This window comes from Ruegeria sp. G2, assembly GCF_056533505.1.
In genome coordinates, this window is the sequence record NZ_JBQFON010000007.1 from 1 (window position 1) to 25288 (window position 25288).

Below are 25288 nucleotides of genomic sequence, written 5' to 3' on the forward strand. Positions count from 1 at the left end.
TGCCAACCTGGCGGCCCAGCAGGATGTGCTCGCGGGTCTGCGGCATCGGGCCGTCAGCTGCGTTCACAACCAGGATCGCGCCGTCCATCTGGGCAGCACCGGTGATCATGTTCTTGACGTAGTCGGCGTGGCCGGGGCAGTCGACGTGCGCGTAGTGGCGGTTGTCGGTCTCGTATTCCACGTGGGCGGTCGAGATGGTGATGCCACGTGCTTTTTCTTCCGGCGCGCCGTCAATCTGGTCATACGCTTTGAAGTCACCGAAATACTTGGTGATTGCTGCGGTCAGCGTGGTCTTGCCGTGGTCAACGTGGCCAATCGTGCCGATGTTGACGTGCGGCTTATTACGCTCAAACTTTTCCTTTGCCATTCCTCAGGCGCCCTTTTGCAATTTTGGGGGACCCGTGGTCCCGCGGTTACATCTGCGCGCGCGAGATATTTGGTTCAGGGGGGAAAATCAAGCACATCCTGATGGAAAAGCCGCTCAGGACGCCGGATTTTGCGCCACAACCTCGTTCTCCAGCGGCTGAATAAGGTCGGGGCGGCGATCAAACCAGCCATTGTCTTTATGTTCTTCGGCCAACCACTCTTCGACCCGGTCGGCAACCTTCAGGGAAAGCCCGCTCATTTGCTCTTCTTTTGTGCGTTCGTGACCGGACCCTTTGAGGGCGCTACCTCCGGTCGTGTCTTCCAAAACCTGAAACTGCTTGCCTTTGGCCAGAAACTCTTTGTTTTTTACGTCATACACATTCACCAGAACGATAGCCGTGCTCTTTGGATTGTAGATCACCGGGATACCGGGCGGGGCAAGCATGTAGCCTTCAAGGCTGATGCCAATATCGTATTCCTGAGCGCCTTCGTAGCGGCCCAATCGAATATCTACTGCATTCTGAATTGCAGCAGTCCATTCATCGGGTGTTGCATCCCGCGAAACCGGCCCCTGCACAGCTTTGTCAGCAAAGGCATAGTTAACGCGCATTTTGAATTCACCCAGCGACTCGGGCTCTTCGTAAACTTGTGTCTGGGTGCAGGCGCCCATCAGGGCCAACCCGGTGATCAGTGTCAGGATGCGCAACATGTCTCTCGTCTCGATAGGCCTGTTTTTATTGGATGTAGCGCACCGATACCGCTTGTGCCAAGCGGTATCGGCAGAAATTCACCAAACTGTTGGTCTGGTCACGAGAATTTATAGTCGCGTGGGAAGCCGTAGGGCGCTTTTTTCCCAACGCCTGCACGCTTAGCCAGCCATTGGGACATATCCGCCTCGTGCCGGGTCTTGTCGCCACCCATGGACCATTTCAAGCCGTCGTCCCAGTTGAAAGTCGTCACGTCGGACAAGCCGCCATCCAGTTCCAAGGTCCCCTGTCGCCCACGGGCCATATTGTACTTTTGCAGGCGCACACCTTTGCCCCGGGTCATCTCGGGCAGTTCTTCCGTCGGGAACACCAGGAACTTGCCGTTCTGAGACACCACGGCGACGTGATCGCCAGCGACCGGCTTACAGATCATGGCGGTTTCGTCGCCTTTGACGTTCAGCACCTGTTTGCCGTTACGTGTCTGCGCCAGCACATCATCTTCGGGCACCATAAAGCCGTTACCCGCATCCGAGGCCACCAGCAGTTTGCGCCCCGGCTTGTGGATCAGGATGTCGATGATTTGCACCTCGTTCGGCAGGTCGACCATCAGACGGAGCGGCTCGCCCATGCCCCGCCCACCAGGCAGGTTAGCAGCGCTGACAGTGTAGAAACGGCCGTTAGAGGCAAAGACCAGCAACCGGTCCGTTGTTTCCGCGTGGAAGATGAACTGCGGGCCGTCACCGTCCTTGAATTTCAATTCGCGCTTCAGATCGATGTGGCCGGTCATGGCGCGTATCCAGCCCATCTGCGAACAGACGACCGTGATCGGCTCCTTGTCGATCATCGCCTCAAGCGGCACTTCCTCGACCTGACCGGCCTCGGCAAATTGCGTGCGACGCGCACCGCCTTCATAGTCTTTGCCGAAGGTCTTCTTGGTCTCTTTGAGCTGCTCGGCGATCTTGGCCCATTGCAAGGCGGGATCGGCAAGCAAGTCTTCGAGGTTGGCGCGTTCCAGCATCAGCTCATCGCGTTCGCGGACCAGTTCCATCTCTTCCAGACGGCGCAAGCTGCGCAGACGCATGTTGAGGATGGCGTCAATCTGAACTTCGGACAACTCGCCCTCGCCCGGTTTGGGCGGGACATAATCATACTCATCAGTCGCGCGAACATGATCAATGCCCCAATCTTCGCGCATCAGCGCGGCCTTGGGGTCGTCGTCGTAGCGGATAATGTCGATCACCCGGTCGAGGTTCAGGAAGGCGACAATAAAGCCCTCCAATACCTCCAAGCGATGGTCGATCTTAGCCATGCGATGGCGCGAACGACGCAACAGCACCTCTTGCCGGTGATCGAGGAACGCCCGCAGCACTTCCTTCATCGAACAGACCTTGGGCGTCACGCCGTCGATCAGCACGTTCATATTCAGGCTGAACCGCACCTCAAGGTCCGAGTTGCGGAAGAGCATGCCCATCAGCACCTCCGGGTCCACGTTCTTGGAACGCGGCTCAAGAATCAGGCGGATATCGTCAGCAGATTCGTCGCGCACATCGGCAAGGATCGGGATTTTCTTGGTCTGGATCAGTTCGGCGATCTTTTCAATCAGCTTGGATTTCTGAACCTGATAGGGAATCTCGGTGACAACGATCTGCCACTGACCACGACCCAGATCTTCGACTTCGAACTTGCAGCGAAGACGGAAGGATCCGCGCCCGGTGCGATAGGCCTGCGCGATGTTTTCGGGCGGTTCGACAATGACGCCGCCGGTCGGAAAGTCCGGTCCGGGTACGTAGTTCAACAGCGTGTCGTCGCGTGCATCCGGCGTTTTGATTAGATGCAGACAGGCGTCACACAACTCGGAAATATTATGCGGCGGAATATTCGTCGCCATGCCCACCGCGATACCGCTGGCGCCGTTGGCCAGCAGGTTCGGGAACTGTGCAGGCAGCACCACCGGTTCGGTCAGCGTGCCATCGTAGTTGTCGCGAAAATCGACGGCGTCTTCGTTCAGCCCCTCAAGCAGCGCCTCGGCCACGATGGTCATCCGCGCCTCGGTGTATCGCGAGGCCGCAGGGTTATCGCCGTCGATATTGCCGAAGTTCCCCTGCCCGTCGACCAGCGGGTAGCGCACGTTGAAGTCCTGCGCCAGACGCGCCATCGCGTCGTAAATCGCGGCGTCACCATGCGGGTGATAGTTACCCATCACGTCGCCGGAAATCTTAGCGGACTTCCGGAATCCCCCCGTCGCACTGAGTCGCAACTCGCGCATTGCATAGAGGATTCGCCGATGAACCGGCTTCAATCCATCCCGTGCATCCGGCAGTGCCCGGTGCATGATCGTTGAAAGCGCGTAGGTCAGATAGCGTTCACCAATGGCGCGGCGCAGCGGTTCGGCTATCTCGCCCCCGTTGTCAGGGGCCTCCATATTGGGGTCGTCAATCGTATCGTTCATACATGATGTGATACGACGCAAGCGCGCGCGGGTAAAGCAATCGGCGCATATTTTGCTGGGGACAAGTCGCGCTTTTTGCAACAGGGGGAGACAAGTCCCGGATTTCCCCCATCTTTCGACTCAATCCCGGTTCTATGGTATGCTTTCGAATATTAAGCTTGCTGCCTTTATATTGATGTTACGATTGCCAGGGGGTGCGCTATGACGCGCGTTATTGTTGTCACTTTCGCCATGCTCGGTTGGAGCTTCTACGTCATGAGTGGAGGCCCTGATTTCGAGCCGCGCGGGACACGGGCCGAACAACCTGTGCCAATTGCCTCGGCCCCTGAGCCCAAACCCACTTCTGCGCCAACGCCGCGTGCGGAAGAACTTGTGACCAATGTCGCAACCCGCCCTGTTGCCGTGCGAGCCGAACCTGAACCCTTGGCCGAGGAGGATACAGCTGTTGTTCTTTCACAAGTCGCGGCCAATACATTGCCTCAGTTTTCCGCATTTGACGGAGATGGTGCCAGCTTCACGCTCGCTTCGCTTGAGGACGGTGCCGCCGGGCTGGTGCAGGTTGAAACCGAGGTTCAGGACGATATCACGCCTACCTCTCAGATTATCGAACCCGAAAAGGACATTCGGGAGATATCAGGCACACGCGTAAACATGCGCGACGGGCCAGGTACGATCTACCCCATCATAGCAAAGGCCAATATTGGCCAACGGGTTGAAGTCCTAAGCGATTCAGGCACGGGATGGCTGCGCCTGAGGCTACTTCCCGGGCAAAGTGTGGGTTGGATTTCTGCATCACTGGTTCGGAAGCCAACAAACTGACGCAACTGTGTCATTGTCCTGACCTGAAGCTCGCAATACCAAGGGGGCGAGGTTCAGTTTCGGAAGTGACATGCAAAAGTCCATTCTTATTACTGGGTGCTCTTCGGGCATCGGACTGGATGCGGCGCACGGCATGCGCGCGCGTGGCTGGCGTGTATTTGCGTCCTGTCGGCAGCAGCGCGACTGTGATCGGTTGCGGGCGCAAGGCTTCGACAGCCCGCTGATCGACTATACCGACACCGACAGCATAACATCCGGTCTGAACCAGGTGCTTGAAACAACCGGAGGCACGCTGGATGCACTGTTCAATAATGGCGCGCACGGCCTTCCCGGAGCAGTCGAAGACGTCCCGATCGAAGGTATGCGCCTGATTTTCGAGACCAACGTTTTTGGCTGGCACGAGTTGACCCGACAGGTAATTCCGGTGATGCGGGCACAAGGCCATGGACGGATCGTACAGAATTCATCGGTACTGGGGTTGGTCGCATTTCCATGGCGTGGCGCATATGTTGCCACCAAATATGCCATAGAAGGCCTGACCGACACATTGCGGTTGGAGCTTCGGGATACTGATATCAAGGTCATCCTGATCGAACCGGGTCCGGTGACCTCGAAAATCCGAGTGAACTCAATCCCGGTGTTCGAACGCTTCATAGATTGGAAAAACTCTGCCCTGCGCCAGAAATACGAGGATTCGTTGCTGAAACGCCTCTACGAATCATCCGGAAACGACAGGTTCGAACTGCCTGCTTCTGCCGTGACGGCCAAACTGGCTCATGCAGTCGAATCCAAACGCCCGCGCGCACGCTACTATGTGACAACGCCAACCTACATCGCTGGATATCTGCGCCGCATCCTGCCGACCCGAACCATCGACCGCATTCTCTCGGACATCTGAGGCGAAATTACCCGTTCGCTTTTGCCTCTATCAACGCTAGATGAGGGTTCATCGCGAGAACAAATAAGGATGGTGATCTTATGGACCTATTAATGGTCGTATTGCTTCTGGCTATGGCGGCAGTGGTTGCCGTGCTGGTGATGGGCATTGCCAACTTTGGAAAACCCGGCAAAGACGCAGCCATGAAAAGCAACAAGATGATGCGCCTGCGCATCCTGTTTCAGTTCATTGCAGTGGTGCTAATCGTGCTCTACGTCTACCTGCGCGGACAGGGAGTTTAAGGCATGGTTGTTCTCAACAAGATTTACACGCGCACAGGCGATGACGGCAAAACCGCCCTGGGCAATGGTGAGCGCGTCGCGAAATACTCAGGGCGCGTTGCAGCCTATGGCACAGTGGACGAATTGAATTCCTTTGTCGGCGTCGCCCGAACCGAGGCTGAAGGAGAGGTCGAATCCGCCCTGTCCCGCATCCAGAACGACCTGTTTGATCTAGGGGCTGATTTCTGCCGCCCCGATATGGACAAGGATGCCGAAGCCGACTACCCGCCTCTTCGCATCGTCCCTGCCCAGATTGATCGGCTTGAGGCAGAGATCGACGCGATGAACGAAACGCTCCAGCCGCTGCGCAGCTTCATCCTGCCGGGCGGTTCACGTCTGGCGGCGCATCTGCATGTCTGTCGGACGGTCTCGCGCCGGGCAGAACGTCTGGCGGTTGAGCTGACAAATATGGAACCGGTCAATGAAACGGCGGTGAAATATCTCAACCGTCTTAGCGACTGGTTCTTTGTCGCCGCGCGCTGCGCCAATAATGGCGGACGCAATGATGTGCTCTGGGTTCCGGGTGCGAACCGCTGATCGCGAGCGTCATGGAGAAATAAAAATTCGTTTCTTGTCGAAAAAATGACAAAACGCGACGTCTCGAAAGCATGACGTGACGATTTTGCTCTGTTGCAGCGCATCACGACCCGCTATCTAAACCGCGAGAGCATTGGTGGAGTCGCTGCGCGGCTTGCCGTTTTTGTAAGGAGCATACGCAAAAATGAAGGTACTTGTGCCTGTCAAGCGCGTGATCGACTACAACGTGAAAGTTCGTGTTAAGGCGGACGGGAGCGGAGTTGATCTCGCCAATGTAAAAATGTCGATGAACCCCTTCGACGAAATCGCAGTGGAAGAGGCAATTCGCCTGAAAGAAGCGGGCAAGGCTGACGAAGTTGTTGCCGTTTCAATCGGTGTGAAACAGTCGCAGGAAACTCTGCGGACCGCCCTGGCCATGGGTGCAGACCGTGCGATCCTGGTTGTTGCAGCTGATGACGTACACACCGACATCGAGCCTCTGGCCGTGGCGAAAATACTCGCCAAAGTGGTCGAGGAAGAGCAGCCGGGCATCGTTCTGGCGGGCAAGCAGGCGATCGACAACGACATGAACGCCACCGGCCAAATGCTGTCGGCCCTGCTGGGCTGGTCGCAAGGCACTTTCGCATCCGAGCTGGATATCGAAGGCGACAGCGCCAAGATCACCCGCGAAGTGGATGGTGGTCTGCAGACTATCAGCGTCAAGATGCCAACCATCGTCACCGTTGACCTGCGTCTGAACGAGCCGCGCTATGCGTCGCTGCCGAACATCATGAAGGCGAAGAAAAAGCCGCTGGATGAGAAAACCGCCGCCGACTACGGCGTCGACGTCACGCCGCGACTGGAAATCGTCAAGACCGACGAGCCGCCGGCGCGCGCCGCTGGTATCGTCGTGGGCTCGGTCGACGAGCTGGTTGAGAAACTCAAAGAAGCGGGGGCTGTATAATGGCTGTACTTCTGCTTGCCGAAGTCAACAACGGCGAACTGAGCTTTGACGCGACCGCCAAAACCGTCGCAGCCACCAAGTCGCTGGGCGACATCACCGTTCTGGCCGCAGGTGGCTCGGCCGCTGCCGCTGGTGAAGCTGCTGCCAAGATCGATGGTGTCTCTAAGGTTCTGGTTGCCGAAGATGCCTCGCTGGGCCACCGCCTCGCGGAATCGACCGCAGCGCTGATCGTGTCGCTGGCTGATGGCTATGAGCACATCGTTGCACCTGCCACCACCGACGCCAAAAACGTCATGCCGCGCGTTGCCGCCCTGCTGGACGTGATGGTGATCTCGGATGCGTCTGGTGTGGTTGACGGTTCGACGTTCGAGCGCCCGATCTACGCGGGCAACGCTATCCAGACCGTGAAATCGAACGACGCCAAGAAAGTTGTCACCATCCGGACCGCCAGCTTCGATGCTGCGAACGAAGGCGGCGCGGCTTCTGTCGAGACCATCTCGGTTGGCGATAACCCAGGTCTTTCCGAATGGGTTGAGGATAAGGTCGCTGAAAGCGACCGTCCGGAACTGACCTCGGCAGGCGTCGTAGTTTCGGGCGGCCGTGGTGTTGGCTCGGAAGAAGATTTCAAACTGATCGAGGCGCTGGCGGACAAGCTGGGCGCTGCTGTTGGTGCGTCGCGCGCAGCGGTCGACTCGGGCTATGCGCCGAACGACTGGCAGGTGGGTCAAACCGGTAAGGTTGTTGCCCCCGATCTTTACGTCGCCGTCGGTATTTCTGGTGCGATTCAGCACCTGGCTGGCATGAAGGACTCCAAGGTCATTGTTGCGATCAACAAAGACGAAGAGGCGCCAATCTTCCAGGTCGCCGATTTCGGACTGGTTGCCGACCTGTTCCAAGCCGTACCGGAGCTAACCGAGAAACTCGGCTGATACCAGGCGAGGTTTTTCTTCAAAATTTCTATGAGGCCCGCCATTGGCGGGCCTTTTCTCTAAATGCCCAAATCTCTGATCGCACGGGTCAAAGCGTCTGCGATTCTGCGATGTGTGGCAGGGCCGATCATATGTTCAGCAGTTGGCTGCTGCAGAGTGCCAAATAACATATCCTCAAGCTCATCAGATGCGCCTGATACCTGCACATGCAGAGTAATGAGGCCTGCGCTTTGAGGCACCAACACTTCGACACTCGATGTATCCAACGTAACCGGATCATCCGATACCGAGCCCAGCGCGTAATGATCTGCTCTCAATTCGAGCAACATAACCGGAGGCTTAACTTTGCGCAGAAAAGTACCGAGCCTTTCAACCCAACCTTTACGCAGCTCTTGCTCAACCATCTCAAAGCGCGCATCTGTATGCGCCTTCAAACGGCTCAACAGATGACGAACAAAGTGGACATTGGTGAAGTCCATTTCGGGATACAACCCCACCAATTCCGATGTTGGTGCAACGAAACGGTCATTACGACGGGGATGAACTCGATAGAACCGGTTAGTCTGGCCCAGCAAACCAGGCAACTGCAAAACACAAAGCTCTGACCGGTTCGCGAGTTCGAGCAGCCCGGCATCTCGTGTCAACGAATCGAGGCCACAAAACAGACTACCAAAGTTGAGACACCGGCGCTGTAGGCGGTGCTCGAGTATTGAGGGATACGGTGCCTCAACAAAACGACCAAATGTCTCCTCGCCCCCGAAGCACGCCACGTAAGGCCTCTCCAAAGCTCTTTGCGGACCTCGGTAGAGCAATTTCGAGGCCCCATAGGAGCACGTTGTTTCAACGGAACCATCCGCGTTGATTGATTGATAGCTCATCACACTCACCCAAATTTTCACCCAACTGCCATTTTGCCGCCGCAAGTCTTGCGAAAATCCTAATGCGCGCATTTGAAGCGAATTTGATCGGGCCGATCCCCTTGCCGCCCGCGCCGAAGTGCCGATAATGTCGCCCGTATCCTGCGAACAAGGACATCAGAATATGGACGTAAAATCAGTCGGAGTGATCGGCGCTGGACAAATGGGTAACGGGATCGCTCATGTGATGGCGCTGGCAGAGTATGATGTTCTTCTGAACGATATCAGCCAGGATGCCCTAGATGGTGCAATCTCGACAATCGAAACTAATCTGGTGCGGCAAGCGTCGCGCGGCAAGATATCAGACGAGGCGGTAAAAGCCGCCTTGGGGCGGATCACCACGACCCTAAACCTACCGGATCTGGGGCAGACCGACCTTGTGATCGAAGCTGCAACCGAGCGGGAAACGGTGAAGCAGGCGATCTTTGAGGATCTGCTACCTCATTTGCAGCCTCACACAATACTGACCTCGAATACATCGTCGATTTCCATCACCCGGTTGGCCAGCCGTACGGATCGGCCTGAACGCTTCATGGGGTTTCATTTCATGAACCCGGTGCCAGTGATGCAATTGGTCGAATTGATCCGGGGTATTGCCACGGATGAGGCAACGTTCAACGCCTGCAAGGCTGTTGTGGACCGATTGGGAAAGACCTCAGCCAGCGCCGAAGATTTTCCGGCCTTTATCGTCAATCGGATCCTGATGCCGATGATCAATGAGGCGGTCTACACGCTTTATGAAGGCGTCGGCAGCGTGCAGTCCATTGACCAATCCATGAAGCTGGGCGCCAATCATCCTATGGGGCCGCTGGAGCTGGCGGATTTCATTGGCCTAGATACCTGTCTGGCGATCATGAATGTACTGCACGATGGTCTGGCTGATACCAAGTATCGTCCATGCCCGCTGCTGACGAAATATGTCGAGGCTGGTTGGCTGGGGCGCAAGACCGAACGAGGGTTCTACGATTACCGCGGTGAAGTTCCGGTTCCGACGCGATAGTGCATAAGAGAGCCAGCCCTCTCTTGAGCCTGCAGCTCAATTCACTCCCGAGATATTTATGGCCAGATGAAGAGACGGATCAGTGTTTGCCCAGGGCAAGCGTGTGATCGCGGAGCCAAGCCATGAAACCACGTGGGTCGCGTTCCAAAAGCGCCATATCTTCATCTGAAACCGGGTCGCCTATAACCGGAGACTGCGGCTTGTTGCAGGAGCGGACAATTTCGTGCAGCAAAAGACCTTGGCGAAGTATAGGCGAAAGCCGATTGGCGATCTGGTACCAACGCGAGTTGCTGCCGGGGAAGAAGATCGGCACCACTTTAGCGCCCGAGCGGCGGATCATCTTGGCAGTAAAGACGTTCCACTCCCGCTCGATCGCAGGGCCGAACCAATCATCCGATGACATCACAACACCTGAAGGGAACAGAGCGACTACGCCGCCATCGGCCAGGTGATTCATTGTCTTGCTGCGCATTTCAAGCATCTTGGCCTGCGCTTCGGGGTCGTGCGGAAACGGCACCGGGATCATGAACGAGGTTGCTGCCTCATCCAAACCGGTCAGAACCGAACGGGTCAGGATACGATAATCACTACGAACCTGACCTATGAGTTCGGCAAGGATCATGCCATCAACCATGCCGTGCGGGTGGTTGGCGACAACCACAACCGGGCCCTCTTTTGGGATACAGGCGATCTGTTCGGCGGGGGTGGTGAGGTTGATGCCCATAATCTTAAGCGCACCGCCCCAGAATTTCTGGCCCCGGTAATGTTCGTTCTGCTTTTCGAACTTGTTGACCATACGCAGAATGGTCAGCTTGCCGGTACACCATTCGATCGCGCGAATGGCGGTGGACGTCCAGGCATCGTCAAACGAGTTGGCGTAGGTCAGCGTTCTGCGGTCGTAGATTTCACCCTGGTCGGTGTCTTGATCTGCGACTGGGCCGGTCTTTGTTTCGTGCGTGGTTTCCGCCAATTGCCTGGTCTTTCCGTCCTTGATATCGTCGCAGTTACGCTATCAGAACCCTTCGCCGAACTTGTCGTTCACCAGGGTTTCCAACGCTTCTGCCAACGCCTCAGCATCCGGGCCGGACGTCTCGACGTCAATAGTAGTTCCGCGCGACGCTGCCAACATCAAAAGGCCCATGATACTGTCACCCGAGGCAGAAAGCCCGTCGCGCGACACCTCGGCACGTGCGTCAAAGCCTTCGACCACCTCAACCAGCTTGGCTGAGGCGCGGGCATGTAGGCCTTTTTCATTTATTATTTTCAAACTCTTGGTCGTCATATGATTGTATCCGGTATCAATCCAGCGTCACATTTTGCGCATTGATGTATTTTCGACCAGCTTCCAGTGCTAAACGCACGGCTTCGGCCAGCGGCAGATGGCGACTTTTGGCCAGTTTAATGAGCATCGGCAGGTTGGCTCCGTAAAGGATTCGCCGATCCTGCGGTGCACACGCGCGCAAGCTGAGATTCGAGGGGCTGCCGCCATACAGGTCGGTCACAACGACAACGCCATCGCCCATATCGACCTTGTCAGCAGCACGACATATCTCAGCTTGTTTTGCCTCGCGATCATGATCAGCTTCGATCGGGATAGCCACCAACCCGGGCTGTTTTCCAACTACATGTTGTGTGGCCGCAAGATATTCGCGCGCCAAACCGCCATGTGCAACAATTACGATCCCGATCACTTCGGCCTCACATTCAATGCGCGTCGTTCCATTTCGCGGTGCCTAATTGCCACCTGCTGGCCCCCTTCCGCAAGGGCCTTTGCAACCGCTTCGGCCACAGCGACTGAGCGATGTTGCCCTCCGGTGCACCCGAACGCGATTGAGAGGTGCGCCTTACCTTCTTCACGGAACGCTGGAAGCAATTCGATCAACAGATCGACAACCCGATCAAAGAATGCCTCAAAGTTCGGATCTGACCGAACATAGGCTGCCACATCCGAATTTCGCCCATCGGCATCACGCAGTTCAGGCCGCCAATAGGGATTGGCCAAAAACCTGCAATCAAACACCATATCCAAACCACGCGGCAAACCCCGTTTGTACGAAAAGGATTCGATCGAAACCGCCAGATGACGCCCTCCTCTAGGGGCGAACCAGCGTTCGACTTCCTCGCGCAACTGGTGAACATTCAGCGTTCGGGTATCGATCAGCGTATCGGCAACCTCGCGAATGGGGGCCAGCAGTTCTTTTTCCTGCCGGATGCCCGTTTCCGGACTGGCATCCGCAGCGACCGGGTGGCGGCGGCGTGTTTCCGAGAACCGGCGCAGCAGCACTTCGTCGCTGCAATCCAAATAGAGAATCGTGAGGTCGACATCTTCCATCCTGCCCAGTTTGGCGGCAAGTTCGATGAAACCGATGGTCGAAAAATCACGATTGCGCGTATCGATACCCAAGGCCATTGGGCGCGTCGGCTCTGAGCTGTCCACAAGACGAACCAGTAAACCCATTGGAAGATTATCAATCGCCTCAAATCCAAGATCTTCCAGTACGTGGATCGCGGTCGAACGCCCGGCGCCAGAGGGGCCCGTAACCAATACGACGCGCGTTTGTGCTATCATGAATTTGGCCATTCCGGGGCCACGCGCCCCATTCTCACAAGTTGAATTAGTCCTGCGGCCAAATTGGGTACCCCAGCGCCTCGAAGCAAGGGAACAGTTCGCTTCAGCACGCAAACGTCAGAAGGCTCGGGCAAACGCGCCGAAGCTGTTTGATCCAGATCCACGATATAAGCCAACGGGACAGGGCCCACGCTAGCAGCCCGTAGCAACCCAATGCCACGCGCCTCAATCAAACCTTCGATTGGCGCGACTGCATTTGCCACAACCTGATCGTTCTGCACAAACATATCGACCCGGTCATCTCCTACCAGCTGAGCACCCAGCGCCATCATCTGCAATGCCAGCCCAGATTTTCCTGCACCCGAAGCACCGATGATCAACACCCCAGAACCTTGCACCGCCACGCAAGTGGCGTGAATGCAAGCCGTCCTTTGATCTGCGATATCCTGGAGCGGGATCGCGTTCATGGTCTAGACAGGAAGCCCGACCACAAACCGTGCGCCCAGCGGGTCCGAAGTGATATCGGCTTCGGTCGGGCGAATGTTTTCGGCCCAGATTACTCCACCATGCGCCTCGACGATCTGCTTCGAAATTGCCAAGCCGAGGCCCGAGTTGTTGCCGAAATGCTCTTCGGGGCGTTGAGAATAAAAGCGTTTGAATATCTTGGTCAGTGCCTGATCAGGGATGCCCGGGCCAGTATCTTCAACGACAATCAGCACACGATTGTCGCGACGGCGGACCCAGACGCGAATGGCGTCATTGTCTTCACAGAAGGAAATCGCGTTGGTGATCAGATTGACAAAAACCTGTGCCAATCGCGCCTCGAGCCCGTTGACCACGATGGGCCCTGCCGGAAAATCAGTGATGTAGTCGATCCCTTTCGAACGTGCGTCTTCACCCAGAAATTGGCTGATATTGCCAAGTAGATTAAGCAGATCAAAGGGCTGCTCTTCTTCTTTTACAAGCTCCGCATCCAGCCGGGACGCGTTTGAGATGTCACTGACAAGACGGTCCAGTCGCCGCACGTCATGTTCGATAACACCCAGCAATTTTTCGCGCTGGTCATCACGTTTAACCATGCGCATGGTTCCGACTGCAGATTGCAAACTGGCGAGAGGGTTTTTGATTTCATGCGCAACATCCGCCGCAAACTGCTCATTTGCGTCGATGCGGTTGTAAAGCGCGGTGACCATCCCGCGCAAGGCTTTGCTTAGGCGACCGATCTCATCCGGTCGGGCGCTGAGATCGGGGATACGGATACGGCCCGGATTTACCCCCGCGCCTCGATCCTTGCCCATCTCGGCAGCGGCGGCCAGATCTGCCAGCGGGTTCGCAATGGTCGAGGCCAGAACAAGGCTCAGACCGATTGAGACCAGCAATGCAACGACAAACATCTGAAGGATGCGCTCTTGCTCTTTTCGGGCCAGCGCATCGATCTCACCTGCAGGGCCTGCCATGGCGACAGCACCAACCGGTACGTCTTCGACAAGAATTGGCGCCACGGCCACAATAACCGTCTTGCCCATGTCGTCCTGAACGGCCTGTACTTGCAGGCGACCATCCAACGCCTGCGGGATCAATTGTTGCACACGTTGCGCCAGTGTCGGCGCTTCAACATCTGTCCTGCTGCTAAAAATGGCGGACAAACCATTCCAAACCGCATTAAGCGCATCGCTGATCAAAGTGCTGCCCGAGACTGTGTCAGCTTCCTGTTGCAGCAGGCTTGGTAGTTCTGAACCTGGCGACACCCCGCGTGTCCAACCGATCAGAGTTCCTGTATTATCATATACAAAAACTTCGCCACCCTCGGGAAGGCTAAGCCCGGACAGGGTATCTCGCACGTCCAGCGTTGCGGCACCATTTCCCGAAGGTTGTCGCAGTTGGGTTTCAAATACGTTGCTGACGAGCTGTGCATCCCCAACCAAATCGACCGCTGTCTGCTGAACACGCTCTTTGCGCGTGTCGTCCAGATACAGCAAACCCGCCACCAGAATGACCAGGGCGATCAGGTTGAACGTAATGATCCTGCGTGCCAGAGGCGAATAGCGCAACGTAAGCAGGTTTCGCCGCGATCGCTTGGCTTGCAGTTCCGCAGACTCGGAATCTTGGGGAATGACCCAGTCATCCCCCAATACGACATCCGCGTCGCGTTCTTGGTTGGCTTGTTCAGTATCGCGCACGAGACCCCTTCGCCTTCTTCACAAACGGCCGCGCCTATTCTTCGTTGTAACGATATCCGATACCATACAGCGTTTCGATCGCCGAAAAATCCGGATCAGCGGCCCGCATCTTCTTGCGCAGGCGTTTGATATGGCTGTCGATGGTCCTGTCATCCACATAGACCTGATCATCATAAGCGACATCCATCAACTGATCACGGCTTTTTACAAATCCCGGACGCTGTGCCAGTGCCTGCAGCAACAGGAATTCGGTTACAGTCAGAGAGACATCATTGCCTTTCCAGCTTACCGCATGACGCAGCGGGTCCATCCGCAGCTCACCGCGTTCCATTACCTTGGTGTCCCCGGTCGCAGCGCTGGTTGCATCCCCTTCTACGGCTTCCTGACGACGCAGCAGTGCTCGGATGCGCTCGACCAGAAGGCGTTGCGAGAACGGTTTCTTGACATAGTCATCTGCGCCCATCCGAAGGCCCAGAACCTCGTCGATTTCATCATCTTTTGAGGTCAGGAAGATAACCGGCATCTGCGTTTTCTGCCTGAGCCTCTGCAGCAGATCCATGCCGTCCATCCGCGGCATCTTGATATCCAGAACGGCCATATCCGGAAGTTTCTTATTGAACGCATCCAGCGCGGCCTGCCCATCATTATATGTTTCGACCTCAAAACCTTCGGCTTCGAGGGTCATGGATACTGACGTCAGGATATTTCTGTCGTCATCCACAAGTGCAATCTTTGACATCGGGTTCACCCCTATTCCTGCTCACTCGCGCAATAATACGCTTTTTTGTAAGACATTGTTGGCGGTTTTGAGCAACCGAATCAACTCGTAACCTCGAATCATGCCATTCTTGCGGCAGGTATGCGGCAAATTTGCCTTGCTGCGCCCAAATAGCTGCCTTGATTTACAGCAGACAAATCGTGATGGCGCTAAACCTCAACTTGGTTGCGCTAACTCCTCCCAACCCTTCTGTTCATGTCCTAAAATACCGTGATAAGAGGCGCTTGACCGCCGGCTTTTTCCGGTTTCCGCCCCAATGGCGCACCCGGCCCCAGGCCCTCGCGCCGCCACAGGAGAAGACACACATGACATCTGGACGGGTTAACCCGCAATTCCGCCTCGAAGATCAGGGCATCGAGGGTCTGGGCAATGTCTATTACAACTTCATGGAACCGGCGCTGATCGAAGAAGCGCTCAAGCGCGGCGAAGGCACCCTTGGCAATGGCGGCGCATTTCTGGTCACCACCGGCAAGTTCACTGGCCGCTCGCCAAAGGACAAGCACGTCGTCAAGACCGACAGCGTCGCCGACAGCATCTGGTGGGAAAACAATGCCGCGATGAGCCCCGAAGGCTTTGATGCGCTGTACGATGATATGCTGGCCCATATGAAAGGCCGTGATTACTTTGTGCAGGACCTCGTGGGCGGAGCTGATCCCAGCTATTCAATCAATGTGCGTATGGTCACTGAGCTGGCTTGGCACAATCTGTTCATCCGCCACCTGCTGCGCCGCCCGGATCGTGAGGATCTGGATGAGTTCACTGCGGATTTCACCGTCATCAACTGCCCCAGCTTTCAGGCCGACCCGGCCAAGCACAACTGCCGCAGCGAGACGGTGATTGCGATGAACTTCGATCGCAAGCTGATCCTGATCGGCGGCACCGAATATGCTGGCGAGAACAAGAAGTCGGTCTTCACCCTATTGAACTACATACTGCCCGAAAAAGGCGTGATGCCGATGCACTGCTCGGCCAACCATGCGGTCGGCAACCCGGTCGACACCGCCGTGTTCTTCGGCCTGTCCGGCACCGGCAAGACCACCCTCTCCGCCGACCCGTCGCGCACATTGATCGGCGATGACGAACACGGCTGGTCGGATCGAGGCACCTTCAACTTCGAAGGCGGTTGCTATGCCAAGACGATCAACCTGAACGCCGAGGCCGAGCCGGAAATCTACGCGACCACCTCAAAATTCGGCACCGTGATCGAGAATATGGTCTTCGATGCTGAGACCAAAGAGCTCGATTTCAACGACGATTCTTTGACCGCAAACATGCGTTGCGCTTATCCGTTGGAATACATTTCAAACGCCTCCAGCAACGCCCTAGGTGGACATCCCAAAAACATCATCATGCTGACCTGCGATGCGTTTGGTGTTCTGCCGCCGATCGCTCGGCTGACCCCTGCACAGGCAATGTACCACTTCCTTTCTGGCTTTACCTCCAAGGTGGCCGGGACAGAGCGTGGCGTCACCGAGCCTCAGCCGACCTTCTCTACCTGCTTTGGTGCGCCCTTCATGCCGCGCCGCCCCGAAGCCTATGGCAACCTGCTGCGCGACAAGATTGCCCAGCACGGTGCAACCTGCTGGTTGGTCAACACCGGCTGGACCGGCGGCGCCTATGGCGTTGGCAGTCGGATGCCGATCAAGGCCACCCGCGCCCTGCTGACGGCAGCACTTGAAGGATCACTGACTGACGCCGAGTTCCGCAAAGACGCCAATTTCGGATTTGACGTGCCTGTCTCGGTACCGGGAGTGCCCGAAGTACTACTAGACCCGCGTCGCACCTGGGACGATCAGAAAGCGTTCGACAAGCAAGCGGAAAAGCTGGTGCAGATGTTTGCGGAAAATTTCGAACAATATCTGCCCTTCATTGATGAAGATATCAAAGCCGTTGCAATCGGCTGATTAGAAATGGGGGCCCTAGCCGCCCCCATTTCACTTTGGATTACGCAGCGGCAGCCCAATCTAACAAACAAGTTCATTGCGAGAACGCGTCATTTGCGCTATCGCAAAATACCGATGAAGAGATGGTACCGATGTTTTCTGCGGCGGCGACCATTGAAATTGGACAGTTGGGCGACCCGGGCGATTCCACTCTCAACACGCTTCGGGCCGCACTTGAAAGTGGCGATTACTTCCACATGGGGATGGTGTTGGATAGATGTGTTTCAAAGGTCCTGGCCTTTCGACGTGCCTCGGTCTGACACGGTAGTAGATAATAGGCAAGTTATGACTGAAATTTCAAAACTCACCGAACTGCGCAAACTGATGCAAAGCATGGAACGCACCTTGGGGCTAGAAGAATTGTCCCCGGTCGAGCGGGACATCTATTACGCCGCGGAAGAGTTGTCGAAAAGCAATACCGAAGTGCGCACCTTCGGCTTGATCGAGCATACGCTGGTCAAAAGCGTTTCTCGTCCGACCTTTTTCCGCGCCCTCAAGTCTTTGGTTCAAAAGGGCTATCTTTCGCAAAGCGGAAGCGCCAATCGTGGACGGTATTTGGTTCATGCACCCAGGTGATTGCTGCCTGAAATCTGAAAACGGCTAATCCCGTGAACAGATGGGCCTCTGACACCTTCTTTGCCTCTTTGGCCTATGTTGCCGCATCACTCGTTACATTCGAGATTCTGATGCCGCTTCAGAACGAATTTTTTCCCGCATACCCCAGCCACGCCAGCCTGTTGTTCCTGCCGCATGGCGTGCGGGTTCTGGCCGCATGGTTACTGGGGTGGCGGGCAATTTTTGCACTTTTGCCCGGCGTCTTTGTTGTCTTTGCAATGGTGGGCGGATGGGACGTTTTCCTGCCCAGCAGATTGCTGGCAATTGCCATAGCTGTAACAATCGTGCCCGCCGTGTTTTACGCGTGCAAAGCGGTAGGATGGGATCTTTTTCCACGCTCTGATCGCAATCCCTGCTGGCCCTGCGTGATGGGAGTTGGGATTGTCACTTCGGTTTTGGTTTCAATCCTGACCAACACGGCCTTTGGCAGTACAGCTGCCGAATATGTCGCGTTTCTGATTGGCGACATCTCAGGCTTGTTCTTTTTGATGTTGGGTCTCTATTTCGCGTTCCGTTTTGCTGAAAGGCGTGGTTAACCCAACAGTCCGCGCCTGAGCAAATTCAATCCGGCGATCAACAGAACCAACAGTGTAAGTTTGCGAAACTGGGTCTGATCAATCCGGTCCTGAAGGAACAGACCTCCTCGCATGCCTACAAGGGCCGGAAGAACCAGCATTGCAGAGAACAATGCCGTTTCTCCCCTCAGAACACCTGAGCCCAAATGCGCGACCACCAGGGCCACTGCCCCTAGGCCATAAATTACACCCTGAACACGCATCTGATCTTTCTTTGGTGTATTCAACGCCGTCAGATAGGCCACAGTTGGTGGCCCCCATACGCCAGAGATGCCTCCGACCGCCCCTGCTACAGCGCCGACCACCGCCTCGACCCCGACGGAGGGTGCCTTCAATGTAAGTCTGAGCCCAAGTATCTGAATCAGCGCAAAGAAGGTTATCGGCACGCCGAGCACCAGTAGGTAATCCTGAGGTGTCAAAATATTAATCAATTGAGCACTCGCCAGCAGGCAGATTAACCCAACTGCCAGAAATACACGGAATTTACGAACCGATACCGCTGCGGCGACCACGCCATCCCGCAAGGCCTGTACACCATTAGTAACAAGGGTCGGCAGGATCAGGCCTGCCAACGCAAATTCGGGGGGCAGCATCATACTCAGCCCGGATATCAGCACCATTGGCATAGCAAATCCCACCATGCCTTTGACCCACCCCGCCACAAAAGCGACGATCAACGCCAGGTACATTTCCTGCGGTGAAATGAGCGAAAACAGATCCATCTGCCCTTCATATCAGGCCGAGATTTTTCTGCATTGCAAAAGTGATATGGTAATAATTGAACTTTTTATGTGCTATTTGTGTATTTTTGTTGCGCTGCACGTGCAGCATGATATGACCAGACGACCCAGTAAAGGACGTGATTCATGGCCCATGATGGACAGGACTTGACGAACATGATGCAGCAAGCGGTATTACCTGATCTTCTGACATTGACTGCAGCGGCCTTACCGGCGGTTGAAACTGTGTTCGACAAGGCCCGTGCATCGGTGCGTGCCATGGTCACTAGCGATGACCGCATCTCGGGCGCGTTGATCGAAGCAAACCAGACAGCCGCTCATGGTTTGGCATGGCTGGCAACTTACCGGCAATCTTTGCAGCAGATGCAACGTTGGGCCGAGGCACTTCAAGCTGAAGGTAAGTTCAGTGAGATGGAGCAGTTGCTGCACCAGATCGCCTTTGGCGAATACCTGCATCAGATCGCGGGTGGCATTCCGATGAATCAGGGTGAGGTAGTGCGTTTGCAGGACCTTGGTCTTGGCTGGGACGCCTTGTCCGGGTTCCAGTGCCGTGAAGTGCAAACCCTGATGGCGCAGGCCAATTCTCAGGCCGCGCGCACCCGTCTGGTTGAGCTTATGCAGGATCAATCCGGTGCAACCATGTTTGGCGCTTCGGGTCTGGACGAAGAGTTGGAGATGATCCGTGATCAGTTCCGCCGTTATGCGCAGGAAAAGGTCGAGCCCAACGCCCATGAATGGCACCTGAAAGACGAATTGATCCCAATTGAGATCATCGAAGAACTGGCCGAAATGGGCGTGTTCGGCCTGACCATCCCCGAGGAATACGGCGGCTTCGGTCTGTCCAAAGCGTCGATGTGCGTGGTCTCGGAAGAGCTTTCGCGCGGTTATATCGGCGTGGGCTCATTGGGCACGCGGTCCGAGATAGCGGCTGAACTGATCATCGCGGGCGGCACAGATGAGCAAAAAACTAACTGGCTGCCGAAACTTGCCAGTGCTGAGATCCTGCCGACCGCCGTTTTCACTGAGCCCAACACAGGATCGGATTTGGGCAGCCTGCGCACGCGCGCCGTTAAAGGTGAAGATGGCAACTATAAGATAACAGGCAATAAAACATGGATCACCCACGCCGCCCGCACGCATGTGATGACTCTACTGGCGCGTACCAACCCTGATAGCTCCGATCACCGTGGTCTGTCCATGTTTCTGGCTGAAAAGACCCCCGGAACCGATGAGAACCCCTTCCCCACACCCGGTATGACAGGCGGCGAGATCGAAGTGCTGGGCTATCGTGGCATGAAAGAATACGAGCTGGGCTTTGACGGCTTTGAAGTGAAGGGGGAAAACCTGTTAGGTGGCGAAGAAGGCAAAGGTTTCAAACAGTTGATGGAGACCTTCGAGAGCGCCCGCATCCAGACCGCCGCCCGCGCCATCGGAGTCGCGCAGAGCGCTTTGGACATCGCCATGCAATACGCACAAGATCGAAAGCAGTTCGGCAAGGCGCTGATCAACTTCCCCCGGGTCTCGGGCAAGCTGGCGATGATGGCGGTTGAGATCATGATCGCACGGCAGCTCACTTATTTCTCTGCATGGGAAAAAGACCACGGCCAGCGCTGCGATCTAGAGGCCGGAATGGCCAAGCTGCTGGGGGCTCGGGTTGCTTGGGCCGCAGCAGATAATGGATTGCAGATTCATGGCGGCAACGGATTCGCTTTGGAATACAAGATCAGTCGCGTGCTGTGTGATGCACGTATTCTGAACATCTTTGAAGGTGCGGCTGAGATTCAGGCGCAAGTCATCGCGCGGCGGTTGCTGGGATAAATCCCAAACCGTTGCGGTTTCCCCAACTGAACCCGGCCTTGTGCCGGGTTTTCTTTATCTTCCGTGTTGTACAGGCGCCAAGGCGTAAATGTTCCGAGTTGCACTACCTGGCTTTGTGATCGTCTGGGCAAAACTTCCCCCTCGGATCGGGGGCCGGAATCAGATAAAGGGCGGTGAACGGAACCGGCACCTATGTCGGCCAGAGGAGACTCGAGCGTGAAGATCATCATTGCAATTTTGGCCACCTGCCTGGCCCTTGCCGGGTGCGCCTCGGCCCCGACGACGACGGGCTCGAATGACGTCGACAAACTGGCGCAGGCCATTCAGCAGCTTGGTCCCGAGGTTGATCCACGCGAAGCCCGCCGCGCCGCCGAGATATCCTATGCCTATTCCGGCCAATTGAAGCAGGACTGGAACGTCACCGATCCGGCGATCATCCACAACGCAAAGGTCATAAATGGGTTTCGTGAGAAGGGCCTATGTAATGACTGGGCGCAAGCCATGACCACGCGACTAAAACAAGAAAGTTTCCGTACGCTGGATTTGCACTGGGTTACCTCCCCACCGACGGCGTTTCGGATCATTCATCATTCGGCCCTGATCAGCGCCAAGGGTGCTCCCATGGACGAGGGCATCATCCTGGACCCGTGGCGCAACAGCGGCGTGTTGTTCTGGGCACCCGTGCGTGAGGATACCAAGTACAACTGGCGGCCCCGTCTTGAAGTGCGCGAAGAATTGATCAGCGGCGTGAACCCCTACTGATAGGATATTGCGATGTTACGTCTGGCCCTGCTTCTGCCTCTGGCCTTGTTTCAATGCGATGAGGATGAAACCGTTGCCGCCTATGGCGCGGCGGATCAGACATGGGCACTGCAGGAAATTGACGGAGAGCCGTTCGAAGCCAGCGCATTGCTGCGCTTTCCCGAAGAGGGGCGTATCGAAGGCAATGCCCCCTGCAACACTTATTCGGGCAAACTGAATGCCCCCTACCCTTGGTTCGAGATCGCCGATCTGGCTGCCACCCGCGCAGACTGTGCCGGGCTTGAGGCCGAAGGGTTTTACTTCGCTGCACTGATGGCGATGACACAATCCGAAGTATCCGGCGATGTGCTGATCCTGCGCAACGAGGACGGGCACGAGATGGTATTCAAAGCCGCCGAGTAAACTGCCCCACAAAGCGTGCACGGGCATCAGGCAGCGGCGTATGGCCCAAAGCCGGGGCCAAGTGGTTTTCCAGAAAATGCCCGGTAGTGCGCAGAGCCTGCGCGATCTCCGCATCCGGCGCAGCCCCTTCGCCACGCAGACAGGGGGGCAGTGGCAACAGCTTGTCGGCCCACTCCGCTGCCCCAGCTGCACTGACCGCGCGACCGGTTTTGGGCGAGACATAAATCAGCCCCTCACGCACGCCGGTCACAGCACAGGCCGACAGATCGAGGCCAAAGCCCAGCTCTTCTAGAAGCGCCAGTTCCCAGCGCAGATAAGCAAGTGGCCAAACTTCATCCTGTCCCAACAAATCCATCAACTGTTCGGTTTGCTTATAAATCGAGGGGTGTGGCTCGCGCTCGGGAAGGCAGAAGGACAATAACGCCACCACCGCGTTCAGCCCGGCCAGTGCCAACCGACCTGAAAATGCAGCGGCAGCACGGGAACGCATGGGTTCGACCTGAAAAGTGCCCAGATGCTCTTCAAGCCGCGCACGCCAAAGTACGTCCAACTGCGCGCCCGGTTGCAAGTTCGGCGCGATCTTGCGGCTAGTGCCTCCGCGCACAATACCTGCATGGCGGCCATGAGTTTCGGTAAAAACCTCGATAATGGCCGCCGTCTCACCATGGCGGCGAGAGGTCAGAAGTATGCCGTGATCACGCCAATCCAATTTCGGCCTCGTTAGGTCACCAGATATGCCTGCAGGAAATCTTATGGCCGTTGCAGGTTCAAGGTACAAATAAGTCTGGTCGGAACAGTAGGAAAAACCGGTTGCGTGAGGTGGGTTCAGCGACTAATGTTCGCTATATGTTCTAATTACTGGGATTTGAGAAATGTCTCTGAACTATGTCATGATTGGCTCAAATGATGTTGCCAAAGCACGCAGCTACTACGACGCGGTTGTCCCTCAGTTAGGTGGGAAAGTAATCGCCGAATACATGCCACATGCAGTTTGCTATGAGCTGCGCGGTGGCGGCAGCATGTGGGTCGCAACGCCCTTCGACAAAGAGGTTGCAACTGTCGGAAACGGCAACATGGTTGGCCTGCTATGTCAAAGCGAAGCGGAAGTACGTGAGGTGCACGCCGCCGCTATTGCCAATGGCGGTACTAACGAGGGCGATCCGGGTGAACGCCCGCAATATGGACCGAACTTCTACGGCGCCTATGCCCGCGACCCGGATGGGAACAAAATGAGCTTCGTCTATTTTAGTGAGGCAGACTAATCGAGTTGTCGCCAACTGCATGGCGGGGTTGCTAGAATGTGACCCCGGCATGGATTAGGATGCCGATGACCATCATCAGGTTCAAGATCATGGAAAGGCCGTTGCCCACATAGATGGGCAGCTTGCCGACCACCAGCCCGTAAGCGAACCACAAAAACGACAGCCCCGCATAAAGCGACCACGAGAGCAGCGACTGGCCGGTGGCGTGTTCGGAATGGGTAAAATAAAGCTTGATCAGTTGCGGCAACGTGGCGAAGGGGCCGACCACTCCGATGAAGACCATAAAGCCCTCGAACCGCTGCATCCAATGGCCGAGATTTGACTTTTCCAGTTTCTGGGCAAGTGTTTCAGGCACTCAATTCCCCTCCTGTTCCTGCGGCACCCGATAGGCCGGTCGTTCGTTCAGCCTGTTTCAGAGCAAAATAGTCGCTTTGTGCCGGGCATCCAAGATCAATTGCTGGGCGCGCTAGTCCAAACCTTCTTCACCCAGTAAGTGCCGGCCTTGCCGGTCTTCAACCTCGATTACCCAGAGATCAGGGTCAAAACTGCGTTGGCGGGTGATGGCGTTGTCCACCTCGCCCTCGGGGCCGGAAGAGAGTTCCACCCATTTACGCTCACCGCTCATCAGATCAAAACTGCGCTGAAACGCGGTGGCCTGCCCGTCAAGCGTATTCAGCTTGATCAGCACCGCGCCGGCGGTGTCGTCACCATGGGCCACGACAAAAGCTGGTATTTCCTGAAACCGCAGCCGCGCCAGATAGGCATGCACCCAGAATTCCGCCGTCAGTCGGGTCATCCGTTACCGTCTTTGAAATCCAGACCCATTTCCGAATAACGCTCGGATTCTTCCAGCCAGTTGGGCCGGACCTTCACCTGTAGGAACAGGTGGATCTTTCGGTCGAGGAATTCTTCTAGTTCCGCCCGTGCGGCCTGACTGACAGCCTTGATCGTCTCACCGCGTTTGCCCAGCACAATGCCTTTGTGACCGTCGCGCATGACATAGATGACCTGATCAATCTTGGCCGAGCCGTCCTTACGCTCTTCCCAGTTCTCGGTCTCGACAGTCAGCTGATAGGGCAGTTCCTGATGCAGGCGCAGGGTCAGCTTCTCGCGCGTCATCTCAGCGGCGATCATGCGCAGGGGCAAATCAGCGATCTGGTCTTCGGGGTAGAGCCACTGGCCTTCGGGCAGTTTCGAAGCCAGCCACTTGCGCAGATCGTCAACACCGTGGCCTTTCTCAGCCGAGATCATGAAAGTCTCGGCAAAGGGATAGCGGGCGTTCAAATCACTGGTGAGCGCCAGCAATTTCTCGGAGGGTACTTTGTCGATCTTGTTGATCGCGAGAGCGATGGTGCGGCCCTGCCCGATCTCTTCCAGACCTTCGAGGATGCGTTCGACCCCTTCGGTGATGCCGCGATGCGCCTCGACCATCAGGACGACCACGTCGGCATCTGCCGCCCCGCCCCAGGCTGCGGCGACCATGGCGCGGTCGAGCCGGCGGCGGGGTTTGAAAAGGCCCGGTGTGTCCACAAAGACCAGTTGCGCATCACCCTCCATCGCCACGCCGCGAATGCGTGCGCGGGTGGTCTGCACCTTATGCGTCACTATCGAGACCTTGGCCCCGACCATGCGGTTCAGAAGGGTGGATTTGCCTGCGTTGGGCTCTCCGATCAGGGCGATAAATCCGGCGCGTGTGGTCATGTGTGTTGCGATCCTGTTTGCAAGTGCGCACCCCTATAGCAGAACGCATCTCTGGGCC

The 25288-nt window shown here is 56.3% G+C and carries 31 protein-coding genes; 15 read left to right on the forward strand and 16 right to left on the reverse strand.

Annotated features, from left to right (window positions below; genetic code table 11):
* From ACR0DU_RS13470 to parC, 3 genes are all read right to left on the reverse strand, one after another.
* Positions 1-367: GTP-binding protein (locus tag ACR0DU_RS13470; RefSeq protein ID WP_480875261.1), on the reverse strand; the 367-nt coding region annotated here is incomplete at its 3' end.
* 114 nt (positions 368-481) lie between these two features.
* Entirely contained in the window at positions 482-1075 is a 594-nt protein-coding gene (locus tag ACR0DU_RS13475) for a hypothetical protein (RefSeq protein ID WP_010437743.1), read from the reverse strand.
* 98 nt (positions 1076-1173) lie between these two features.
* Entirely contained in the window at positions 1174-3522 is a 2349-nt protein-coding gene (gene parC / locus ACR0DU_RS13480; RefSeq protein ID WP_480875265.1) for a DNA topoisomerase IV subunit A, read from the reverse strand.
* A gap of 201 nt (positions 3523-3723) precedes the next feature.
* Between parC and ACR0DU_RS13485 the strand changes: the two genes are divergently transcribed.
* From ACR0DU_RS13485 to ACR0DU_RS13510, 6 genes are all read left to right on the forward strand, one after another.
* Positions 3724-4341 (forward strand): SH3 domain-containing protein, encoded by a 618-nt coding sequence (locus ACR0DU_RS13485; protein WP_480875267.1) that lies wholly within the window; start codon positions 3724-3726, stop codon positions 4339-4341.
* A 70-nt stretch (positions 4342-4411) separates the two neighbouring features.
* Positions 4412-5239 (forward strand): SDR family NAD(P)-dependent oxidoreductase, encoded by an 828-nt coding sequence (locus ACR0DU_RS13490; RefSeq protein ID WP_480457356.1) that lies wholly within the window; start codon positions 4412-4414, stop codon positions 5237-5239.
* A gap of 80 nt (positions 5240-5319) precedes the next feature.
* Positions 5320-5520, forward strand: a complete 201-nt coding sequence (locus ACR0DU_RS13495; protein ID WP_010437734.1) for a twin transmembrane helix small protein — start codon at positions 5320-5322, stop codon at positions 5518-5520.
* A gap of 3 nt (positions 5521-5523) precedes the next feature.
* On the forward strand, positions 5524-6096 hold the full coding sequence (locus ACR0DU_RS13500) for a cob(I)yrinic acid a,c-diamide adenosyltransferase (protein WP_480875270.1): 573 nt from the start codon (positions 5524-5526) through the stop codon (positions 6094-6096).
* Between the two features lie 184 nt (positions 6097-6280).
* Positions 6281-7039, forward strand: coding sequence for an electron transfer flavoprotein subunit beta/FixA family protein (locus ACR0DU_RS13505; RefSeq protein WP_010437730.1), 759 nt, complete (start codon positions 6281-6283; stop codon positions 7037-7039).
* Positions 7039-7968, forward strand: a complete 930-nt coding sequence (locus tag ACR0DU_RS13510) for an electron transfer flavoprotein subunit alpha/FixB family protein (protein WP_480875273.1) — start codon at positions 7039-7041, stop codon at positions 7966-7968. The genes ACR0DU_RS13505 and ACR0DU_RS13510 overlap by 1 nt, the downstream gene beginning before the upstream one ends.
* Positions 7969-8027: 59 nt before the next feature.
* On the opposite strand, the gene ACR0DU_RS13515 is transcribed toward ACR0DU_RS13510, so the two are convergent.
* Positions 8028-8918, reverse strand: coding sequence for a DUF6473 family protein (locus tag ACR0DU_RS13515; RefSeq protein ID WP_480875275.1), 891 nt, complete (start codon positions 8916-8918; stop codon positions 8028-8030).
* Positions 8919-9009: 91 nt separating this feature from the next.
* On the opposite strand from ACR0DU_RS13515, the gene ACR0DU_RS13520 reads away from it, so the two are divergent.
* Positions 9010-9885, forward strand: coding sequence for a 3-hydroxybutyryl-CoA dehydrogenase (locus ACR0DU_RS13520; protein WP_010437724.1), 876 nt, complete (start codon positions 9010-9012; stop codon positions 9883-9885).
* Positions 9886-9964: 79 nt separating this feature from the next.
* Here ACR0DU_RS13520 and ACR0DU_RS13525 read toward each other — a convergent pair whose 3' ends face one another.
* From ACR0DU_RS13525 to ACR0DU_RS13555, 7 genes are read right to left on the reverse strand one after another with little or no spacing between them, the layout of a single operon-like run.
* Positions 9965-10855, reverse strand: a complete 891-nt coding sequence (locus tag ACR0DU_RS13525) for a lysophospholipid acyltransferase family protein (protein ID WP_480875278.1) — start codon at positions 10853-10855, stop codon at positions 9965-9967.
* 42 nt (positions 10856-10897) lie between these two features.
* Complete coding sequence (locus ACR0DU_RS13530; RefSeq protein ID WP_010437721.1) at positions 10898-11167, reverse strand: HPr family phosphocarrier protein; 270 nt, start codon at positions 11165-11167, stop codon at positions 10898-10900.
* A 16-nt stretch (positions 11168-11183) separates the two neighbouring features.
* Positions 11184-11576, reverse strand: coding sequence for a PTS sugar transporter subunit IIA (locus tag ACR0DU_RS13535; RefSeq protein ID WP_010437720.1), 393 nt, complete (start codon positions 11574-11576; stop codon positions 11184-11186).
* Positions 11573-12454 carry an RNase adapter RapZ gene (gene rapZ / locus ACR0DU_RS13540; RefSeq protein ID WP_029621613.1) on the reverse strand — a complete coding sequence of 294 codons (882 nt, stop codon included), beginning with the start codon at positions 12452-12454 and terminating at the stop codon, positions 11573-11575. Before rapZ ends, ACR0DU_RS13535 begins: the two co-directional genes overlap by 4 nt.
* Complete coding sequence (locus ACR0DU_RS13545) at positions 12451-12921, reverse strand: HPr kinase/phosphorylase (RefSeq protein ID WP_010437718.1); 471 nt, start codon at positions 12919-12921, stop codon at positions 12451-12453. Before ACR0DU_RS13545 ends, rapZ begins: the two co-directional genes overlap by 4 nt.
* A gap of 3 nt (positions 12922-12924) precedes the next feature.
* On the reverse strand, positions 12925-14634 hold the full coding sequence (locus tag ACR0DU_RS13550) for an ATP-binding protein (RefSeq protein ID WP_480875282.1): 1710 nt from the start codon (positions 14632-14634) through the stop codon (positions 12925-12927).
* 34 nt (positions 14635-14668) lie between these two features.
* Complete coding sequence (locus ACR0DU_RS13555; RefSeq protein ID WP_170475869.1) at positions 14669-15373, reverse strand: response regulator; 705 nt, start codon at positions 15371-15373, stop codon at positions 14669-14671.
* Between the two features lie 344 nt (positions 15374-15717).
* Here ACR0DU_RS13555 and ACR0DU_RS13560 point away from each other — a divergent pair, with 344 nt between their 5' ends.
* The 4 genes from ACR0DU_RS13560 to ACR0DU_RS13575 all read left to right on the forward strand — a co-directional run bounded on the left by ACR0DU_RS13560 (position 15718) and on the right by ACR0DU_RS13575 (position 18506).
* Entirely contained in the window at positions 15718-17316 is a 1599-nt protein-coding gene (locus ACR0DU_RS13560) for a phosphoenolpyruvate carboxykinase (protein ID WP_480875284.1), read from the forward strand.
* Positions 17317-17438: 122 nt separating this feature from the next.
* Positions 17439-17615 carry a hypothetical protein gene (locus tag ACR0DU_RS13565; protein ID WP_480875287.1) on the forward strand — a complete coding sequence of 59 codons (177 nt, stop codon included), beginning with the start codon at positions 17439-17441 and terminating at the stop codon, positions 17613-17615.
* Between the two features lie 25 nt (positions 17616-17640).
* Positions 17641-17931: a hypothetical protein gene (locus ACR0DU_RS13570; RefSeq protein WP_010437712.1), complete on the forward strand. Its 291-nt coding sequence runs from the start codon at positions 17641-17643 to the stop codon at positions 17929-17931.
* Positions 17932-17963: 32 nt separating this feature from the next.
* Complete coding sequence (locus tag ACR0DU_RS13575; protein WP_010437710.1) at positions 17964-18506, forward strand: hypothetical protein; 543 nt, start codon at positions 17964-17966, stop codon at positions 18504-18506.
* On the opposite strand, the gene ACR0DU_RS13580 is transcribed toward ACR0DU_RS13575, so the two are convergent.
* Positions 18503-19267, reverse strand: a complete 765-nt coding sequence (locus ACR0DU_RS13580; RefSeq protein ID WP_010437709.1) for a sulfite exporter TauE/SafE family protein — start codon at positions 19265-19267, stop codon at positions 18503-18505. The two genes, ACR0DU_RS13575 and ACR0DU_RS13580, sit on opposite strands and share 4 nt — an antisense overlap.
* A gap of 144 nt (positions 19268-19411) precedes the next feature.
* On the opposite strand from ACR0DU_RS13580, the gene ACR0DU_RS13585 reads away from it, so the two are divergent.
* The 3 genes from ACR0DU_RS13585 to ACR0DU_RS13595 all read left to right on the forward strand — a co-directional run bounded on the left by ACR0DU_RS13585 (position 19412) and on the right by ACR0DU_RS13595 (position 22267).
* The gene (locus ACR0DU_RS13585; protein WP_480875290.1) at positions 19412-21103 is read left to right on the forward strand and encodes an acyl-CoA dehydrogenase family protein; all 1692 of its coding nucleotides are present in this window, start codon (positions 19412-19414) and stop codon (positions 21101-21103) included.
* Between the two features lie 216 nt (positions 21104-21319).
* On the forward strand, positions 21320-21865 hold the full coding sequence (locus ACR0DU_RS13590; protein WP_480875293.1) for a hypothetical protein: 546 nt from the start codon (positions 21320-21322) through the stop codon (positions 21863-21865).
* A gap of 12 nt (positions 21866-21877) precedes the next feature.
* Positions 21878-22267: an META domain-containing protein gene (locus tag ACR0DU_RS13595; RefSeq protein WP_480875296.1), complete on the forward strand. Its 390-nt coding sequence runs from the start codon at positions 21878-21880 to the stop codon at positions 22265-22267.
* Here the strand turns inward: ACR0DU_RS13595 and recO are convergent.
* A complete protein-coding gene (gene recO, locus ACR0DU_RS13600) occupies positions 22251-22976 on the reverse strand; it encodes a DNA repair protein RecO (protein ID WP_480875298.1) in 726 nt (241 codons plus the stop codon). The two genes, ACR0DU_RS13595 and recO, sit on opposite strands and share 17 nt — an antisense overlap.
* 163 nt (positions 22977-23139) lie before the next feature.
* Here recO and ACR0DU_RS13605 point away from each other — a divergent pair, with 163 nt between their 5' ends.
* On the forward strand, positions 23140-23529 hold the full coding sequence (locus ACR0DU_RS13605) for a VOC family protein (protein WP_010437704.1): 390 nt from the start codon (positions 23140-23142) through the stop codon (positions 23527-23529).
* A 31-nt stretch (positions 23530-23560) separates the two neighbouring features.
* Here the strand turns inward: ACR0DU_RS13605 and ACR0DU_RS13610 are convergent, their stop codons facing one another.
* The 3 genes from ACR0DU_RS13610 to era all read right to left on the reverse strand — a co-directional run bounded on the left by ACR0DU_RS13610 (position 23561) and on the right by era (position 25230).
* Positions 23561-23884 carry a SemiSWEET transporter gene (locus ACR0DU_RS13610; protein WP_480875300.1) on the reverse strand — a complete coding sequence of 108 codons (324 nt, stop codon included), beginning with the start codon at positions 23882-23884 and terminating at the stop codon, positions 23561-23563.
* Positions 23885-23995: 111 nt separating this feature from the next.
* On the reverse strand, positions 23996-24325 hold the full coding sequence (locus ACR0DU_RS13615; protein WP_010437702.1) for a DUF1491 family protein: 330 nt from the start codon (positions 24323-24325) through the stop codon (positions 23996-23998).
* The gene (gene era / locus ACR0DU_RS13620; protein WP_480875303.1) at positions 24322-25230 is read right to left on the reverse strand and encodes a GTPase Era; all 909 of its coding nucleotides are present in this window, start codon (positions 25228-25230) and stop codon (positions 24322-24324) included. Before era ends, ACR0DU_RS13615 begins: the two co-directional genes overlap by 4 nt.
* Positions 25231-25288 lie beyond the last annotated feature (58 nt).

What these genes read in the sequence shown, in the direction of transcription:
- ACR0DU_RS13595 (WP_480875296.1), top strand. Translation starts at nt 21,878, where the DNA reads ATGTTACGTCTGGCCCTGCTTCTGCCTCTGGCCTTGTTTCAATGCGAT.
- ACR0DU_RS13500 (WP_480875270.1), top strand. Translation starts at nt 5,524, where the DNA reads ATGGTTGTTCTCAACAAGATTTACACGCGCACAGGCGATGACGGCAAA.
- ACR0DU_RS13580 (WP_010437709.1), bottom strand. Translation starts at nt 19,267, where the DNA reads ATGGATCTGTTTTCGCTCATTTCACCGCAGGAAATGTACCTGGCGTTG.
- ACR0DU_RS13505 (WP_010437730.1), top strand. Translation starts at nt 6,281, where the DNA reads ATGAAGGTACTTGTGCCTGTCAAGCGCGTGATCGACTACAACGTGAAA.
- ACR0DU_RS13530 (WP_010437721.1), bottom strand. Translation starts at nt 11,167, where the DNA reads ATGACGACCAAGAGTTTGAAAATAATAAATGAAAAAGGCCTACATGCC.
- ACR0DU_RS13515 (WP_480875275.1), bottom strand. Translation starts at nt 8,918, where the DNA reads ATGCGCGCATTAGGATTTTCGCAAGACTTGCGGCGGCAAAATGGCAGT.
- ACR0DU_RS13475 (WP_010437743.1), bottom strand. Translation starts at nt 1,075, where the DNA reads ATGTTGCGCATCCTGACACTGATCACCGGGTTGGCCCTGATGGGCGCC.
- parC (WP_480875265.1), bottom strand. Translation starts at nt 3,522, where the DNA reads ATGAACGATACGATTGACGACCCCAATATGGAGGCCCCTGACAACGGG.
- ACR0DU_RS13560 (WP_480875284.1), top strand. Translation starts at nt 15,718, where the DNA reads ATGACATCTGGACGGGTTAACCCGCAATTCCGCCTCGAAGATCAGGGC.
- ACR0DU_RS13495 (WP_010437734.1), top strand. Translation starts at nt 5,320, where the DNA reads ATGGACCTATTAATGGTCGTATTGCTTCTGGCTATGGCGGCAGTGGTT.
- rapZ (WP_029621613.1), bottom strand. Translation starts at nt 12,454, where the DNA reads ATGATAGCACAAACGCGCGTCGTATTGGTTACGGGCCCCTCTGGCGCC.
- ACR0DU_RS13570 (WP_010437712.1), top strand. Translation starts at nt 17,641, where the DNA reads ATGACTGAAATTTCAAAACTCACCGAACTGCGCAAACTGATGCAAAGC.
- ACR0DU_RS13615 (WP_010437702.1), bottom strand. Translation starts at nt 24,325, where the DNA reads ATGACCCGACTGACGGCGGAATTCTGGGTGCATGCCTATCTGGCGCGG.
- era (WP_480875303.1), bottom strand. Translation starts at nt 25,230, where the DNA reads ATGACCACACGCGCCGGATTTATCGCCCTGATCGGAGAGCCCAACGCA.
- ACR0DU_RS13585 (WP_480875290.1), top strand. Translation starts at nt 19,412, where the DNA reads ATGGCCCATGATGGACAGGACTTGACGAACATGATGCAGCAAGCGGTA.
- ACR0DU_RS13555 (WP_170475869.1), bottom strand. Translation starts at nt 15,373, where the DNA reads ATGTCAAAGATTGCACTTGTGGATGACGACAGAAATATCCTGACGTCA.
- ACR0DU_RS13520 (WP_010437724.1), top strand. Translation starts at nt 9,010, where the DNA reads ATGGACGTAAAATCAGTCGGAGTGATCGGCGCTGGACAAATGGGTAAC.
- ACR0DU_RS13485 (WP_480875267.1), top strand. Translation starts at nt 3,724, where the DNA reads ATGACGCGCGTTATTGTTGTCACTTTCGCCATGCTCGGTTGGAGCTTC.
- ACR0DU_RS13510 (WP_480875273.1), top strand. Translation starts at nt 7,039, where the DNA reads ATGGCTGTACTTCTGCTTGCCGAAGTCAACAACGGCGAACTGAGCTTT.
- ACR0DU_RS13565 (WP_480875287.1), top strand. Translation starts at nt 17,439, where the DNA reads ATGGTACCGATGTTTTCTGCGGCGGCGACCATTGAAATTGGACAGTTG.
- ACR0DU_RS13605 (WP_010437704.1), top strand. Translation starts at nt 23,140, where the DNA reads ATGTCTCTGAACTATGTCATGATTGGCTCAAATGATGTTGCCAAAGCA.
- ACR0DU_RS13545 (WP_010437718.1), bottom strand. Translation starts at nt 12,921, where the DNA reads ATGAACGCGATCCCGCTCCAGGATATCGCAGATCAAAGGACGGCTTGC.
- ACR0DU_RS13490 (WP_480457356.1), top strand. Translation starts at nt 4,412, where the DNA reads ATGCAAAAGTCCATTCTTATTACTGGGTGCTCTTCGGGCATCGGACTG.